Source organism: Stenotrophomonas sp. STEN240, from assembly GCF_056756175.1.
Genome location: NZ_JBRRBO010000016.1, coordinates 78201 through 91483 on the forward strand (window position 1 = coordinate 78201; position 13283 = coordinate 91483).

General features: G+C 65.1%; 10 protein-coding genes. 6 read left to right on the forward strand and 4 right to left on the reverse strand.

Going from position 1 to position 13283, the window contains the following annotated elements:
- Positions 1 to 31: 31 nt before the first annotated feature.
- The 3 genes from ACVOKO_RS09700 to ACVOKO_RS09710 all read right to left on the reverse strand — a co-directional run bounded on the left by ACVOKO_RS09700 (position 32) and on the right by ACVOKO_RS09710 (position 5307).
- Positions 32 to 2002, reverse strand: coding sequence for an acetyl-CoA carboxylase biotin carboxylase subunit (locus ACVOKO_RS09700; RefSeq protein ID WP_346498718.1), 1971 nt, complete (start codon positions 2000 to 2002; stop codon positions 32 to 34).
- A 363-nt stretch (positions 2003 to 2365) separates the two neighbouring features.
- Positions 2366 to 3976 (reverse strand): carboxyl transferase domain-containing protein, encoded by a 1611-nt coding sequence (locus ACVOKO_RS09705; RefSeq protein ID WP_346498719.1) that lies wholly within the window; start codon positions 3974 to 3976, stop codon positions 2366 to 2368.
- A gap of 167 nt (positions 3977 to 4143) precedes the next feature.
- Positions 4144 to 5307 (reverse strand): isovaleryl-CoA dehydrogenase, encoded by a 1164-nt coding sequence (locus tag ACVOKO_RS09710; protein ID WP_346498720.1) that lies wholly within the window; start codon positions 5305 to 5307, stop codon positions 4144 to 4146.
- Positions 5308 to 5451: 144 nt separating this feature from the next.
- Between ACVOKO_RS09710 and ACVOKO_RS09715 the strand changes: the two genes are divergently transcribed.
- From ACVOKO_RS09715 to ACVOKO_RS09725, 3 genes are all read left to right on the forward strand, one after another.
- Complete coding sequence (locus ACVOKO_RS09715) at positions 5452 to 6069, forward strand: TetR/AcrR family transcriptional regulator (RefSeq protein WP_346498721.1); 618 nt, start codon at positions 5452 to 5454, stop codon at positions 6067 to 6069.
- Between the two features lie 136 nt (positions 6070 to 6205).
- Positions 6206 to 6724 (forward strand): c-type cytochrome, encoded by a 519-nt coding sequence (locus ACVOKO_RS09720; RefSeq protein WP_346498722.1) that lies wholly within the window; start codon positions 6206 to 6208, stop codon positions 6722 to 6724.
- Between the two features lie 107 nt (positions 6725 to 6831).
- Positions 6832 to 8565: an ExeM/NucH family extracellular endonuclease gene (locus tag ACVOKO_RS09725; protein WP_346498723.1), complete on the forward strand. Its 1734-nt coding sequence runs from the start codon at positions 6832 to 6834 to the stop codon at positions 8563 to 8565.
- A gap of 146 nt (positions 8566 to 8711) precedes the next feature.
- Here the strand turns inward: ACVOKO_RS09725 and ACVOKO_RS09730 are convergent, their stop codons facing one another.
- Complete coding sequence (locus tag ACVOKO_RS09730) at positions 8712 to 9572, reverse strand: EamA family transporter (protein WP_346498724.1); 861 nt, start codon at positions 9570 to 9572, stop codon at positions 8712 to 8714.
- 62 nt (positions 9573 to 9634) lie between these two features.
- On the opposite strand from ACVOKO_RS09730, the gene ACVOKO_RS09735 reads away from it, so the two are divergent.
- From ACVOKO_RS09735 to ACVOKO_RS09745, 3 genes are all read left to right on the forward strand, one after another.
- Entirely contained in the window at positions 9635 to 10306 is a 672-nt protein-coding gene (locus ACVOKO_RS09735) for an alpha/beta hydrolase (protein WP_057627047.1), read from the forward strand.
- 2 nt (positions 10307 to 10308) lie between these two features.
- Positions 10309 to 11403 (forward strand): cell division protein ZapE, encoded by a 1095-nt coding sequence (gene zapE / locus ACVOKO_RS09740; protein ID WP_346498725.1) that lies wholly within the window; start codon positions 10309 to 10311, stop codon positions 11401 to 11403.
- 253 nt (positions 11404 to 11656) lie between these two features.
- Entirely contained in the window at positions 11657 to 13150 is a 1494-nt protein-coding gene (locus tag ACVOKO_RS09745) for a vWA domain-containing protein (protein WP_346498726.1), read from the forward strand.
- Positions 13151 to 13283 lie beyond the last annotated feature (133 nt).

A 13283-nucleotide genomic window follows, 5' to 3' on the forward strand; every position in this document is an offset into this window, starting at 1 on the left:
GACCATGATCCGGAGGCGTCGATGATGGCAATCAGCCCGCCTCGAAATCCACCAGCACCGCGCCATCGGCAACCTGATCTCCGGCCTTTGCGCGGAAACCATGCACGGTGCCGTCGGCCGGCGCTTGCAGGGTGTGCTCCATCTTCATTGCTTCCATTACCAGCAGCGGCGTGCCGCGGCTGACCGTGCTGCCCGGCTGCACAAGCAGGGTGACGACGCGGCCGGGCATCGGTGCCAACAGGCTGCCACCGTGATCGTTGCTGTTGTCGGCTTCGGCGACCGGGTCGTGGATGTTGAAGCGCTGTTGCTGGTCGCTGCCGAACACATACAGCGTATTGCCTTCGCGGATTGCCTGGCCGCGCTGCAGACCCTGACCAAGCTGCAGGGCGTAGCCAGCACTGCCAGCTTTCCCTGTCACAGCGATCGAGGTATCGCCGACCTGCACTTGCCAGCCATTGGCGCTGTCGCGGACCCGCAGCTGCTTGCGTTGTTCCAGATGCTCCAGGGTCACCGAGCGTGCCGCGGGGCCGGTGAGGCGCCAGCTGTCGGCAATGGCCCAAGGTGAAGTGTCGTTATTGCGTGGCTGCTCGCTGCTGACGGCCAGCACGGCGGCCAGTGCCCAGTCCTCGTCGCTGGCAGCGACATGGTGGATATCCAGCGCTTCACGCTCGCGCTCGATCAAGGCGGTATCGAGGTTGGCGGTGCGGAAAGAATCGGTCAGTACCAGCCGGCGCAGGAAAGCTGCATTGGTGGTCACGCCGACCACCTGGCACTGTGCTAGTGCCAGCTGCATGCGCTGCAGGGCGCTGTTGCGGTCCACGTCCCAGACGATCAGCTTGGCGATCATCGGATCGTAGTACGGAGTAATTGCGTCGCCTTGTTCAACACCTGCATCCACGCGCACATTGGCGCTGGGCTGCGGCAGTCGCAGGTGACGCAGCGTGCCAGTCGAGGGCAGAAAGCCGCGATCGGCGTCTTCGGCATACAGGCGCGCTTCGATCGCATGGCCGTGGATCTGCAGCTGTTCCTGAGTCTTTGGCATTGGCTGGCCAGCGGCCACGCGCAGCTGCCATTCAACCAGATCGGTGCCGGTGATCAGCTCAGTGACCGGGTGCTCGACCTGCAGACGGGTGTTCATTTCCATGAAATAGAAATCGCCATCCGGGCCTGCGATGAATTCCACCGTGCCTGCGCCAACGTAGCCAACCGCACGCGCTGCATCGGTAGCGGCCTTGCCCATCGCAGCGCGGCGTTCAGCGGTCATGCCAGGCGCGGGTGCTTCTTCCAGCACTTTCTGGTGACGCCGCTGCACCGAGCAGTCGCGTTCAAACAGATAGACCACGTCACCGTGGCTGTCGCCGAACACCTGGATCTCGATATGACGCGGCCGCTCGACGTACTTTTCCACCAGCACATGCGCATTGCCGAACGAGGCCTGCGCCTCGCGCTGACAGCTGGCCAGCGCAGCCTCGAAATCAGCACTGGCCTCGACCTTGCGCATGCCCTTGCCACCGCCACCGGCGCTGGCCTTGATCAGCACCGGATAGCCAATCGCATCGGCCTGCGCCCGCAGGAACTCCGGCTCCTGCCGCTCACCGTGATACCCAGGCGTCAGCGGCACGTTGGCGGTCTGCATCAGTGCCTTGGCCGAACTCTTGTCGCCCATCGCATCGATGGCGCTGGCCGGCGGCCCGATGAAGACGATACCGGTAGCGTCACAGGCACGCGCGAAGCCAGCGTTCTCGGAAAGAAACCCATAACCCGGATGGATAGCCTGCGCACCGCTGCGACGCGCCGCATCGAGAATGACCTCGGCGCGCAGGTAGCTCTCGGCAGCCGGCGCGGCACCGATATGGATAGCTTCGTCAGCCAGACGCACATGTCGCGCATTGCGGTCGGCATCCGAATACACCGCAACGGTAGCGATGCCCATACGACGGCAAGTAGCAATAACGCGGCAGGCGATTTCACCGCGATTGGCGATCAGGATCTTGTTGAACATTGTTTTATCCACGATGTGCCGCGCGGGCAGGGGAGGAGCCGAGGGCTTTCGCCGTTGCTGTTGTTACTGCTCTTGCTCTGGAATTTGCTTTACGGGCCCCTTCCGCAGCGACGGAACCGGTGGGGAATACCCGAAGGGCGACGTGCATGGATGCACGTCGTTTTTCGCCACGACAAGGATGTCGTGTCGAAAAATCCCACCGGTGGAGTGGACCCGGCACGCGCAGCGTGCTGGGCGCGGAGGCAGGGTGCGCTTTCTTTTGGTTAGCTTTTCTTTGCACAAGCAAAGAAAAGTAACTCGCTCCCCAAAGGGGAGTGAAAGCTCTTGCTCTTGATGTGGTATCGAGAAATGACCCCATGAAAGTCACATCCGAAACACACCAAAACGCGTGTCCTGCACAGGCGCATTCAGACTGGCAGCCAACGCCAGCCCAAGCACCCGCCGCGTATCCGCCGGATCAATCACCCCGTCATCCCACAACCGCGCACTCGCGTAATACGGATGCCCCTGCTGCTCGAACTGATCACGGATAGGCTGCTTGAACGCATCCTCTTCCTCGGCCGACCACCCACCACCCTTGGCCTCGATACCATCGCGCTTGACCGTGGCCAACACACTGGCCGCCTGCTCACCGCCCATCACGCCGATGCGCGCGTTCGGCCACATCCACAGGAAGTGCGGCGAATAGGCCCGCCCGCACATACCGTAGTTGCCGGCACCGAACGAACCGCCGATCACCACCGTGTACTTCGGCACCCGCGCATTGGCCACCGCCATGACGAGCTTTGCACCGTCCTTGGCGATACCGCCGTGCTCATACTTGCGGCCGACCATGAAGCCGGTGATGTTCTGCAGGAACAACAGCGGGATGTTGCGCTGGCAGCACAGCTCGATGAAGTGCGCGCCCTTGAGCGCCGACTCCGAGAACAGGATGCCGTTGTTGGCGATGATGCCGACCGGGTGACCGTGCACATGCGCAAAGCCGGTGACCAGGGTGTTGCCGTAACGCGGCTTGAACTCGTCCAGGCGCGAACCATCGACGATGCGCGCAATCACCTCACGCACGTCGTAGGGCTTGCGCGTATCACTTGGAATTACACCGTACAGTTCCTGTGCATCGAACAAAGGCGCCTCGCTGGCCTGCAGCGCGACACCTGCATCCGGCTTGCGCCAGTTCAAATTGGCGATGATGGCGCGCACCCGTGCCAGCGCCTGCAGGTCGTTGTCGGCCATGTGGTCGGCCACGCCGGAGATGCGCGTATGCACATCGGCGCCGCCCAGTTCTTCGGCGCTGACCACTTCACCGGTCGCTGCCTTCACCAGCGGCGGGCCGCCGAGGAAGATGGTGCCCTGTTCCTTGACGATGACGGTTTCATCGCTCATCGCCGGCACATAGGCGCCGCCTGCCGTGCAGCTGCCCATCACGCAGGCGATCTGCGGGATGCCCTGCGCCGACAGATTGGCCTGGTTGTAGAAGATGCGGCCGAAATGATCGCGGTCGGGGAAGACTTCGTCCTGCAACGGCAGGAAAGCGCCGCCGGAGTCGACCAGATAGATGCAGGGCAGGCGGTTCTGCTGGGCGATTTCCTGCGCGCGCAGATGTTTTTTCACCGTGACCGGATAGTAGGTGCCGCCCTTGACCGTGGCATCGTTGGCGACGATCAGGCATTCCACCCCGGACACGCGACCAATACCGGCAACCATGCCTGCACCGGGGACAGGATCGGCGTACATGCCGTGGGCGGCCAGCGGTGCGACTTCCAGGAATGCGCTGCCGGGATCGAGCAGGGCATCGATGCGCTCGCGCACCAGCAGCTTGCCGCGCGCGGTGTGCTTGGCCCGCGCCGCATCGCTGCCGCCGCGCGCGGTGCTCTCCAGCGTGGCGCGCAGGTCATCGACCTGCACCTGCATCGCGGCGCGGTTGGCTTCGAAGCTGTCACTGCCGGGTTGCAGCTGGGAGGTGAGTACGGTCATGGTGGCCAGGTCCTGGGTTTTTATCTTCCCTTCTCACTTTGGGAGAAGGTGCCCCGGAGGGGCGGATGAGGGTAGGCACGCAGCCTGCAAATATCTGGTCCTGCAGTGGCTTGGCCGCCGACCCTCACCCCAACCCCTCTCCCGGAGGGAGAGGGGCTCAAGCGCTTTTACGCGGTCTTCTGGAACAACTCCCGCCCGATCAGCATGCGGCGGATTTCCGACGTGCCCGCGCCAATTTCATACAGCTTGGCATCGCGCCACAAACGGCCGGCCGGGTATTCGTTGATGTAACCATTGCCGCCAAGGATCTGGATGGCTTCACCCGCCGCCCAGGTCGCCTTCTCGGCCGAATAAAGGATGGCACCGGCGGCGTCCTGGCGCGTGGTGCGGCCCTGGTCGCAGGCCTTGGCTACCGCATATACATAGGCGCGGCAGGCATTGAGGCCCACGTACATATCGGCCAGCTTGGCCTGGATCAGCTGGAACGTGCCGATCGCTTCGCCAAACTGCTTGCGCTCATGCACATAGGGCAGCACCACATCCAGCGCCGCCGACATCAAACCCAGCGGGCCACCGGACAACACCACGCGCTCGAAGTCCAGCCCGGACATCAGCACCTTGACCCCGCCACCCACGCTGCCCAGCACGTTCTCGGCCGGCACTTCGCAATCCTGGAACACCAGCTCGCAGGTGTTGGACGAACGCATGCCGAGCTTGTCCAGCTTCTGCGCGGTGGACAACCCCTTCATGCCCTTTTCGATGATGAAGGCGGTGATGCCGCGCGAGCCGGCGTCCGGGTCGGTCTTGGCGTAGACGATCAGCACGTCGGCATCGGGACCATTGGTGATCCACATCTTGTTGCCGTTGAGCACGTAGTGATCGCCGCGCAGGTCGGCGCGCAGCTTCATCGACACCACGTCCGAACCGGCGCCCGGTTCGCTCATCGCCAGCGCACCGACGTGTTCGCCGCTGCACAGCTTGGGCAGGTATTTGTGCTTCTGCGCCTCGCTGGCATTCTTGCGCAGCTGGTTGAGGCAGAGGTTGGAGTGCGCACCATAAGACAGGCCGATGCCGCCGGAGGCGCGCGAGATTTCCTCCATCGCCACCACGTGCGCCAGGTAACCCATGCCGCTGCCGCCGTATTCTTCTTCCACGGTCATGCCCAGCAGGCCTTGTTCGCCGAGCAGGCGCCAGAGCTGGTTGGGAAAGTGATTGCTGGCGTCGGCTTCGGCAGCGAGCGGCGCGATGTGCGCGGCTGCAAACTGCGCCACGCTCTCGCGCAGCATGTCGATTTCTTCGCCCAGGTCAAAGGACAGGGTAGGGACGTGCATGGCTGGCTCCGGTACTGCTTGGCGATAAGGGGCGCACCGGGTTGGGGGGACGGGCAGGCCGTCGGCACGGGCGTTTGCCCGCAGCCTAGCGGCTCCCGGGTAAAAAGTGAATACAAATTCAAAAATTGAACATAGAATCAACAAATGGCTTACAAGCGCTCGGAATTGATGGAAAAACGGCTGGCGGGCAACCGCGAGCGGATCCTGGTCGCGGCCCGCCGGCTGGTCGCTGCGGGCGGCTACCGCAATGCGCCAATCACCGCGGTGGCGGCCGAGGCGGGAGTGTCCACCGGCCTGATCTACCGGCATTTCCCGTCCAAGGCCGAGCTGTTCGTGGAGGTGCTGACCTTCGCCGTGGAACACGAGCTGGAGATCCTGGCCGCCATCGCCGGCGAGCCTCTGCCGGCACCGCAGCGCCTGCAGCGGGCGGTGGCCTCGTTCGTGCGGCGCGCCATGGCCGGCCCCGGGCTGGCCTATGCCTTCATCGCCGAGCCGGTGGACCCGGAAGTGGAAGCCGAGCGCATCCGTTGCCGGCGTCTGTTCGGCGATGTGTTCAAGCGCATTCTCGAAGACGGCGTGCGCGCAGGCGAACTGCCGGCGCAGGATCTGGACATCAGCGCAGCGTGCATCGTCGGTGCCTTCACCGAAGCGTTGGTCGGCCCTACTGCGCCCAGCCGTGATGGCCTGCGCGATGGCGAACACCTGGTCACTGCGATCAGCGCACTGTGCCTGCGCGCAGCAGGTGCCACGCTGCCGCGCTGAGTGCCTGCAGCGGCGTCGGATGTTGCGATGCCGCAGATACGAGCATGTTGATGGGCATTGCGGGGGCGGGCAGACGCTGGTCTATACTCGCCCAGCAGCTGCTGGTCCACCGACAACTCGCCCGGGGTGATGAGACGTGCGGAATTACGACCTTGAGTTTCTGAAGCGCTTTTCCATCGTGATCGCCATCCTGGCCGTCATCACGATTGGCTTGATCATCTTCGCGTCCTACCTGCAGCACGCCATTCCCAAGGAAGTCTCGCCGACCGCGACCAAACGCATCGAGCAGCGCATCGCGCCGATCGGTGCGGTATACGCCGGTGCCACCGGTGCCTCCGCGCAGGCCGCCGCTTCCGCTGCGGCCGCCGCTGCAGCCGCGGCCAGCGGTGCCTACGGCGGCACCCTGGACGGCAAGACCATCTTCGACAACCTGTGCACCGCCTGCCACACCAATGGCGTCGGCAATGCGCCCACGCTGGACCACAGTCACTGGGACAAGCGTCTGGCGCAGGGCAAGGACACCCTCTACAAGCACGCCATCGAGGGCTATACCGGCCCGGACGGCGGCATCATGCCGCCCAAGGGTGGCAATGCCGGGCTCAGCGAGGAGCAGATCCACGCCACCGTGGATTGGATGCTGGCCAATCTGAAATAGAAAGCCGCCAGACTCACGCAGCTGGCAACAGACCCGATTGCTGCAGAATAGCCAGCGCCGCCCGAGCAGGGCGGCGCTTCTGTTTCCGTCTTCCCCGGAGTGCGTCCATGCGTTGTACCCGTACCCTGCTTGCCCTGGCCTTGGCTGCCGCCTGTTCCGGCGCGGCGCTGGCCGCCCCTTCCAAGTCCGTCGTGCTGCCGATCGGCAACGTACAGGGCGCCACCGAGCGCAGCCCCTACGCGGGCAAGACCGTCACCATCGAGGGCGCAGTAACCGCCGACATGCGCGATGGCCTGGGTGGCATCTTCGTGCAGGACGCCGGTGATGGCGACGTCAACACCTCCGATGCCGTGTTCGTGCGCGTGCCCAAGGAACAGGCGCTTCAGCTGGGGCAATGGCTGCGCATCACCGGTACCGTTGAGGAGCAGGCCGCCGGCAAGAGCGAGCAGAGCCTGACCACGCTGCAGGCACAGAGCATCCAACCTGCCGCCGCGCGGCCGCTGCCGGCACCGCTGGTGTTGAGCGAGGCGCCGGCGAACTGGGAGGCGCTGGAAGGAATGCAGGTGCGCATTCCTGCCGGGCTGACCCTGGCCGGGCAGGACCAGCTCACACGTTACGGCGAACTGACCGCGGCCTTCGGTGGCCGCCTGTGGCAGCCCAGCGAAGTGGCTGCCGCCGGCAGCCCCGAGCAGGCTGCGGTGATCGCCGACAACAACCGCCGCCGCCTGCGTCTGGACGATGCCAGTGGCAAGCGCGAACCGGGCGCGGTGTCCTATCTGCCTGCACAGGCGCTGCTGCGCAGTGGCGCCCAGCTGCGCGAGGTGCAGGGCATCGTCGACCAGCGTTTCGACGGTGGCTACCGGCTGCAGCTGACCGCCCCACTGCAGGTGGATGCCGAACGTCCGCAGCAGGCGCCGAGCGTACCGGGCGGCCTGCGCATCGCCGCCTTCAACCTGGAAAACTATTTCAATGGCGACGGCAAGGGCGGCGGTTACCCGACCCTGCGCGGCGCCAAGACCGCCGAGCAGCAGGCCGCACAGCAGGCCAAGCTGATCACCACCATCGGCAGCCTCAATGCCGACGTGGCCGCGCTGATGGAGCTGGAGAACGACGGCTACGGCCCGGGTTCGGCGATCGATCAGCTGGTGCGTGCGCTCAATGCAGCACAGGGCAAGGACGGCGACTGGCGCTTTGTCGATGCTGGCCAAGGCCCTGGCGACAATCCGATCCGCGTCGGCATCATCTACCGCGCTTCAAAAGTGAGCCCGCTCGGCAAGCCGGCGGTGCTGGAGCGCGAGCCGTTCGGCGAACGCAGCCGCGTGCCGCTGGCGCAGGCCTTCCGCATGGGCCGCAAGGGCACGCCGTTCGTGGTGGTGGCCAACCACTTCAAGTCCAAGGGCTGCTCGGAAGCGAGCGGCGCCAATGCCGATCAGAACGATGGCCAGGGCTGCTGGAACGCGACCCGGGTCGAGTCGGCCAAACTGCTGCACAGCTGGTTGCAGGGCGACCCCACCGGCAGCGGCAGCCGTGACGCGGTATTGCTGGGTGACTTCAACGCCTATGCGATGGAAGACCCGATCCGCACTTTGAATGCCGATGGCTGGCAGGATGCGTTCAAGGTGGCCGGCGTGCAGCAGCCTTACAGCTATGTCTACAACGGCCTGACCGGCCGCCTGGATCACGCCTTGTTGAGCCCGGGCATGGCGGCGCGGCTGAAGGGCGCGGCCGAATGGCATATCAATGCCGATGAGGCCGACGAGATGGGTTACCAGGGCCGCAACGTGCCGGGCCCGTGGCGCAGCTCGGATCATGATCCGTTGTTGCTGGGGTTTGAGCCGTAAGGCTGAGAGCTTTGAGAGCACCCCTCCCCAACCCTCCCCTTCGCTACGCGAAAGGGAGGGGGTAGATTGTCTCCCTCCCTTTGCCGCAGGCAAGGGGAGGGCGGGGGAGGGGTGCCTTTGCTGTTGCTCCCAACCAGCAGAAACCCTCAAAGCGTCCCGCGCGCAATCAATCCAATCGCCACCACCGCCAATGCCAGGCCCACGCGGTTCCACATGCTGGTCTTCTCACCGAACACCAGCACACCGACCAGTGCGCCCAGGCACACCACACCGATATTCATGCTGGCAAAGATCGTTGCCGGGCTGTCCGGCAGCGCCTGGTGCGCGCGCACGTAGAACAGGATGTTGCCGAAGTTGAGCAGGCCAAGCAGCAGGCCGTAAACCAGGTTGGTCGAGGTCAGCTGGCTGCCGCCGCTGAGATGTCGTTGCAACTGCCAGCCCAGCATCAGCACGAAGGCGATGCCGAAGCTCACCAGCAGCGCGGCAGTGGAAGGCGTCCCGGCCGCAGCCACCTGCTTCAGCAGGATGTCGATCAAGGCAAAACCTGCCCAGACCCCAAGCAGCCAGCCCCAACCTTGTCCCGCAGCGGCCTTGCGGTCGCCGCTGCGCACGCTCACGCCAATAATGGCAAGCAGGCCAAGTCCGAGGCCGCCCAGCTTCCAACCATTGGCCTGTTCGCCGAACAGCAGGAAGGCGGCCGCCAGCGACAACAGCAGGGACAGCCGCTGGGCCACGTCGCTGCGCACGATGCCGGCCTCGCGCACCGCGCGGGCCAGCACCAGGAAGATGCCGGGCAAGGCCACGGGCAGGGCAAACAGGGCCAGCCACGGCGTATGCGCGCTCTGCAGCGATTGCAGCGAAGGATTGAACAACAGCAGTGACAGCACCGTGGCAGCCAGGTAGTTCCAGGTCACCGCCTGGGGGATGTCGATGCCTTGGCGCGGCGCCAGTTTCAGTAGCACCGATACCAGAACGCTGCAGATCACACTCAGGACAAGGAAATGCATGGAATTGGGCAGTTGTGAAGGCCGGGCGTGAAGCCGCCGGACGGGGCCGCTATTATGGCCGCATGCAAACTCTCCCATTCCCCCACGAATCGGCGACGCTGATGTTGGACGGCCCGGCCGGTCCTCTGGAAGTCGGTGTCGACCTGCCCGATGGTGAAGCCGCTGCCCGGCCCATCATCGCGGTCATCTGCCACCCGCTGTCCATCGAGGGCGGCAGCATGCACAACAAGGTGGTGACCATGGTTTCGCGCGCGCTGCGCGACCTGGGCATCACCACGGTGCGCTTCAACTTCCGCAGCGTCGGCGCCTCGGCCGGTACCTACGACAACGGTGAAGGCGAAGCCGACGATCTGCGCGCGGTGGTCAACTGGGTGCGCAGTGAGCGCCCGGACGCCGCGTTGTGGCTGGCCGGTTTCAGCTTCGGCGCCTATGTGTCGCTGCGTGCCGCCGCCCAGCTACAGCCACAGGCCTTGATCTCGATCGCGCCGCCGGTTGGCCGCCGCACCTGGGATTTCTCCGAAGTGCAGCCGCCTGCCAACTGGTTGGTGGTGCAGGGCGATGCCGACGAGGTGGTGGACGCACACAGCGTGTACCAATGGCTGGAGTCGCTGCCGAATCCGCCGCAGCTGGTGCGCATGCCCGACACCTCACACTTCTTCCACCGCAAGTTGATCGACCTGCGCGGCGCCATCCAGCATGAAGTGCGGCGTTGGCTGCCCGACGGCAGCAACTGAGCATGGATGCAATGACCCCCTCACAGCGCTACGCCGCCGGCGTGGCCCGCGGCGATTGGCGCGATGATGTTGCCCAGCACGCGGCCCTGGCCGAACTGGACCGCATCCACCTAGCCATCGTCGACAGCGCGCAGGATGGCTGGCTGGACCGGCTGTCCGCGTTCTGGAAGAAGCCCGAGCCGGTAAAGGGGCTGTACTTCTGGGGCGGCGTAGGCCGCGGCAAGACCTTCCTGGTCGACCTGTTCTACGACGGCCTGCCGATCGAGCAGAAGTACCGCACCCACTTCCATCGCTTCATGCGCGGCATCCACGAGCAGCTGCACCAGCACCAGGGGCAAAGCGATCCCTTGGCCAAGATTGCCCAGCAGTGGCGCGACAAGCTGCGCGTGCTGGTGCTGGACGAGTTCTTCGTCACCGACATTGGTGATGCGATGTTGCTGGGACGGCTGCTGGAACGCCTGTTCGCCGAGGGCGTGACCCTGGTGACGACGTCCAATACCGCGGTGGAAAACCTCTACCTCAACGGCCTGCAACGCGACAGCTTCCTACCGGCCATCGCGCTGCTGCAGAAGCACTGCGTCGAGCTGTACGCCGAAGGCACCGAGGACTACCGCATGCGCGCGCTGACCCGCTCGCCGGTGTACCGCGCGCCGCTGGATGACGAAAGCGATGCCTGGTTGGCCGGGCGCTGGAAGGAGTTGAGCGGCGCCGAAGAGGCACGTGGCGGCAATATCCAGATCGAAGGCCGCAAGATTCCGGTGCGTGGCCGCGGCAAGAGCATTGCCTGGTTCGATTTTGCGGCCCTGTGCGAAGGCCCGCGTGGGCCGTCGGATTACATCGAGATCGCACACGAGTTCACGACCGTGCTGCTGGGGGGAATCCCGCATTTCGACCGCATGAACGAAGACGCGGCGCGTCGCTTCGTCAATCTGATCGACGAACTGTACGACCGCCAGGTCAACCTGGTCTGCACCGCGCAGGACGCACCGCCGCTGCTGTACAGCGGCACCCGCCTGGCCGGCGCCTTCGAGCGCACCGCCAGCCGCCTGATCGAGATGCAGAGCGCCGAGTACCTGGGCACCGCCCACCGCCAGTAGCGCCGAGCCATGCTCGGCAAGGGGCGTTACCAGCAAAGCAATGTAGTGCCGAGCCATGCTCGGCAGGGGCGTTACCGGGGAAACCATGTAGGAGCGGCGTAAGCCGCGAAGCAGGCAAAGCCTGAAGATCAAGAGCCAAGCCCTCCCCAACCCTCCCCTGCTGCGCAAGGGAGGGGGTACTAACCCCACTGCCCATTCCCATCCGTTCCTATCCGCGTACGCCGCATCACGCGGCCCGCATGGAGCAGGAATCATGGGTAGCTCGAAGCTTGTAAACCGGCCGGCAGTCCGCAGCATGGCGCTGGCCACCGCAGTGACGTTGTTGCTCGGCCTGCCCGTGGCGGCGGCGGTTCGCCATACCCCGTTCCCGGTCGCGGAGACTACGGGTGACTTCAAGGCGCCGACTACACAGCGTACGCGGCAGACCCAACCCAACTTCCAGGCCCCCAGCGCCACCGTCTGCAGTGACACGCCGGTACTGCGCGAGGTTGCCGATCCCAGCCCGAAGGAGCAGAACATCGCCGCGGGCGAGGCGCGTCTGGGCAAAGAGGGCCGCAGCCGGGCGCTGAAGATGATGGCGCCACCTTCTCCACCGGCACCTGTTGCACCTTCGCCTGTTGCCACCGTCGTCGAAGCGGCCGCCGACGCCAGCTACGCCGCTGCGGAAATGCCGATGGCGCCGGTTTCCGGCAGCAGTGCCGTGCGCCAGCAGCAGGTGGCGGTTACCGCCGGTGTGGTCGATGACAACGCCGACTTCGCCGCCTTCCAGCAGTTCCTGCAAGGTCATGAGGAAGCCCGCACCCTCGGTCGCGATGTCAGCGTGCGCCAGCGCCTGCAGGTGGTCGATGCGCAGGGTCGGCCGGTGCCGGATGCAGAGGTGGCGGTGAGCGCACGCAATGGCGCGCGGATGTGGGCGCGCACCGACGCCGGTGGCCAGGTATGGGTGCATCCCAATGCCTTCGATGACCGTGATTCTGACAACTACCAGGTGCAGGTCCGTCGCGCCGGCAGGACCGTGACCGCTGCCCTGCAGCGCGGGCAGAAGAATGCACTGCAGGTGGTGGTGGCCGATGCAGCGCTGCCGGCGCGGGCCAAGCTCGATCTGGTGTTCATGGTGGATGCCACCGGTTCGATGGCCGATGAAATCGACAAGCTGCGTGATTCCCTGCAGGGAATCGTGCGCGATATCGCCAAGCTGCCGTCCAATCCGGACATCTGCCTGGGGCTGGTGACCTATCGTGATCGCGGCGACGAATACTTCGTGCGCGGTTGGGACCTGAGCAACAACGTGGGCGCCTTCCAGAAGGTGCTTGATGGCGTGCAGGCCAATGGCGGTGGCGACTATCCGGAAGCGATGAACGAGGCCTTCGATCATGCGGTGCAGGCAATGAACTGGCGCGGCAGCGCGACCACGCGCCTGCTGGTGTCGCTGGCCGACGCGCCGCCGCACATGGATTACCCGCAGCCGCGTTATGAGCAGACCATGCTGGCCGCACTGGGCAAGGGCATCAAGGTATTGAGCGTGGCTGCATCCGGCCAGGACACGACTGGTGAGATAGCGCAGCGGCAGATCGCGCAGTTCACCGGCGGTCGCTTCATCTTCCTCACCTACAAGGACGCCCGTGATCCCTCCAGCGGCCCGGGTAGCGAGACCGTGCATGAGGTGGAGAACTATTCGGTCGACACCCTGGACAAGCTGGTGGTGAAGCTTGTGCGCGAGGAATTGGCGCAGTTGCCGAAGGGGTGATGTGCTCCCTCCCTTTGGCGTAGCCAAGGGGAGGGCTGGGGAGGGGTTGGCTTTTGGGCTGTTCGTGCATTGTCAGCTTCGCGGCTTACGCCGCTCCTACAGGGCTCACCTGTAGTGCCGAGCCATGCTCGGC

Excerpts from the sequence above, each read along its gene's own strand:
- ACVOKO_RS09700 (WP_346498718.1), bottom strand. The coding sequence starts at position 2,002 with ATGTTCAACAAGATCCTGATCGCCAATCGCGGTGAAATCGCCTGCCGC.
- ACVOKO_RS09705 (WP_346498719.1), bottom strand. The coding sequence starts at position 3,976 with ATGACCGTACTCACCTCCCAGCTGCAACCCGGCAGTGACAGCTTCGAA.
- ACVOKO_RS09710 (WP_346498720.1), bottom strand. The coding sequence starts at position 5,307 with ATGCACGTCCCTACCCTGTCCTTTGACCTGGGCGAAGAAATCGACATG.
- ACVOKO_RS09715 (WP_346498721.1), top strand. The coding sequence starts at position 5,452 with ATGGCTTACAAGCGCTCGGAATTGATGGAAAAACGGCTGGCGGGCAAC.
- ACVOKO_RS09725 (WP_346498723.1), top strand. The coding sequence starts at position 6,832 with ATGCGTTGTACCCGTACCCTGCTTGCCCTGGCCTTGGCTGCCGCCTGT.
- ACVOKO_RS09730 (WP_346498724.1), bottom strand. The coding sequence starts at position 9,572 with ATGCATTTCCTTGTCCTGAGTGTGATCTGCAGCGTTCTGGTATCGGTG.
- ACVOKO_RS09735 (WP_057627047.1), top strand. The coding sequence starts at position 9,635 with ATGCAAACTCTCCCATTCCCCCACGAATCGGCGACGCTGATGTTGGAC.
- zapE (WP_346498725.1), top strand. The coding sequence starts at position 10,309 with ATGGATGCAATGACCCCCTCACAGCGCTACGCCGCCGGCGTGGCCCGC.
- ACVOKO_RS09745 (WP_346498726.1), top strand. The coding sequence starts at position 11,657 with ATGGGTAGCTCGAAGCTTGTAAACCGGCCGGCAGTCCGCAGCATGGCG.